The organism is Protofrankia sp. CiP1_Cm_nod3, from assembly GCF_982290655.1.
The window spans coordinates 12,295-14,525 of sequence record NZ_CEVIVD010000122.1 but is presented as its reverse complement, the minus strand read 5'-3'; the positions used below and the strand labels follow the sequence as shown (position 1 = coordinate 14,525).

Genomic DNA, 2,231 nt, shown 5'->3' with positions numbered 1-2,231 from the left:
GACCACCACCGCCGCCCGCTCGACTGTGCGTACTGCATCCGGCACACCTACGGCCTGTGGGATCAGCGGGTGCCGCGTGCGCTCATGAGCGACGCCCAGGCCGTCGAAGAGCTGGTCACGCATCGGTACTTCCAGCCACACGTCACCCCGGTGCAGGTGCTCAACCGGGCCACCGACCCGTTCTTGCCGGTCGTCCGGCCACACACCTTCGCCGTGTTGGAAGATCTCGACGAACGCGGCCTGACCAACCATGTTCTGGTCATCACCAGACACCAGATGAAGCCCGAGGACATCGACCGGCTCAACCAGCTCCGCTGTGTCAGGGTGACGCTGCTGTTCACGTACTCCGGCATCGACAACAAGGCCATCGAGCCCTACCCATCACACGTCGCCGCCGAATCGCTGAAGCTCATGAGCGCACCCGAGCGCCGAAAGTACCGCACCGTTCTCTACTGGCGTCCGCTGGTGCCGGGCCTCAACGACTCGCCGGAACACCTCGACACGGCATACCGGCTGCCTCGGCATGCCGACGCCACCGTGTTCACCGGCCTGTTCTACCGGGATGAGATCGCTGAATACTACCGGGCCAACGGGCTGCCCGAGCCGTACGAGGGCACGGCGCGCCGGAAGATCGTGCCCGAAACCCTGGAGCGCCGGGTCCTGGCTACCTTCGACGCCAGCACCCCGTTGTTCCGCAAGACCTCATGCGCTGTGGCCTACGCACACGGGTTGCCCGACTACAACGGCCACTATGGCATCCGGGAGCTGTGCGACATCTGCCCGCTGAGTCAGATCGAACTGTGCGCGGGCACACACCGGGTGCCGTCAGCCGACCGGATACGGGAAATCGCCAGCTCCCTGTCCGAAGCGCGCGGCCTGGTGGTCGAGGACATCACGGAGCAAGCGGCCATCGTCTCCGGGCTGGAGACGGAACAGCCCCGCTACTACCTGCAACATGCGCTTGGCTTCCAGGTACACGACGTGCGCCATCCGCACCATGAGCGGCGACATGGCCGGGCCGACATCGGATGGAAGGACGAGAACGAAGATGACTGACTGGACAAGCCTTACGTACGTGGTCGTGGACGTCGAGGGCAACGGCCAGCAGCCGCCCGACCTGGTGGAACTGGCCGCCGTCCCGATCGTCGGCGGGGTCGTCGGGGATGCGGTGAGCTGGTTGGTCAGGCCCGAACGGCCGATCAAGCACTTCGCCACCCGCATCCACGGCCTGACCAACACGGACGTGGCTGACTGCCCGCCGTTCACGGACGTCACGGCCGATGTACGGGCAGTCTTGGATGTTGACGCCCTGGTTGCTCACAACGCGCACGTTGACGTTGGTGTCCTGCGCCGCCAGCTCCCCGACTGGAAGACGCCGGAGGTCTTCGACACACTCAGGCTCGCTCGCCGGTTGATGCCGGATCAGGGCGACTACCGGCTCGGCAGCCTGGTCGAGGCGTTCACACTGGCCGAGGATCTACCCGACGACCTCTCACCGCACCGCGCCACCTATGACGCGCTGGTGGCGGCCCGGTTGTTCGTCACCCTCGCCACCAAGGCCGCGACGTGGGAAGCGCTGCGCGGCCAAACGCCCGGAGGGAGCGAGGATGAACCTCCGGCCCTCTTCTGATCATCCGCATGGCGTGTTCGTCTCAGTGGACGGGCCGAGCGGCGCGGGGAAGTCGACCATCGTGCAGCACCTGGCACACCTTCTCGTCGCCGCGGGCGATGATGTCCACGTCACGGCCGAGCCGTCCACGGGGCCTATCGGGCAGCTCTGCCGCGAGGTGACCGAGACGGTCACGGGTCACGCGCTGGCCTGCTTGTACGCGGCCGACCGCTACCACCACCTTGAGGTGGAAGTCCGGCCGAACCTTGAAGCCGGCCGCGTGGTGTTGAGCGACCGCTACCTCCCGTCCGGTCTGGTGATGCAACGCTTCGACGGGGTCGATCTCACCTTCCTCTGGCAGCTCAATGCCGAGGCTGACCGGCCCGACCTGGCCGTCATCCTCGACGCCGATCCCGAGGTCGTTGCCGAACGGCTGACCGATCGTGGCCCGCACAACCGCTTCCAGCTCCCGCCCGACAGCTCTCGCGCCGAAGCCCGCTTCTACCGGCAGGCCACCGAGCGGCTGATCCAGGCCGGTTTCAACGTGCTGCGAGTGGATGTCAACCGCCAGCCCCCCCGAACAGTCCGCAGCACTCATCCGTGACCGCCTACTCGCCTTCTT

General features: G+C 66.6%; 3 protein-coding genes. All 3 read left to right on the top strand.

Features of this window, described 5'->3' with window-relative positions; all coding sequences use genetic code 11:
* The coding region (locus tag AC5LUJ_RS18955; protein ID WP_250281050.1) for a radical SAM protein at nt 1–1,056 on the top strand (1,056 nt) is incomplete at its 5' end.
* Nucleotides 1,049–1,630: a 3'-5' exonuclease gene (locus AC5LUJ_RS18950; RefSeq protein ID WP_250281048.1), complete on the top strand. Its 582-nt coding sequence runs from the start codon at nt 1,049–1,051 to the stop codon at nt 1,628–1,630. The genes AC5LUJ_RS18955 and AC5LUJ_RS18950, both read left to right, overlap by 8 nt.
* A 25-nt stretch (nt 1,631–1,655) precedes the next feature.
* Nucleotides 1,656–2,213, top strand: a complete 558-nt coding sequence (tmk, locus tag AC5LUJ_RS18945) for a dTMP kinase (RefSeq protein ID WP_493465398.1) — start codon at nt 1,656–1,658, stop codon at nt 2,211–2,213.
* Nucleotides 2,214–2,231: the final 18 nt, after the last annotated feature.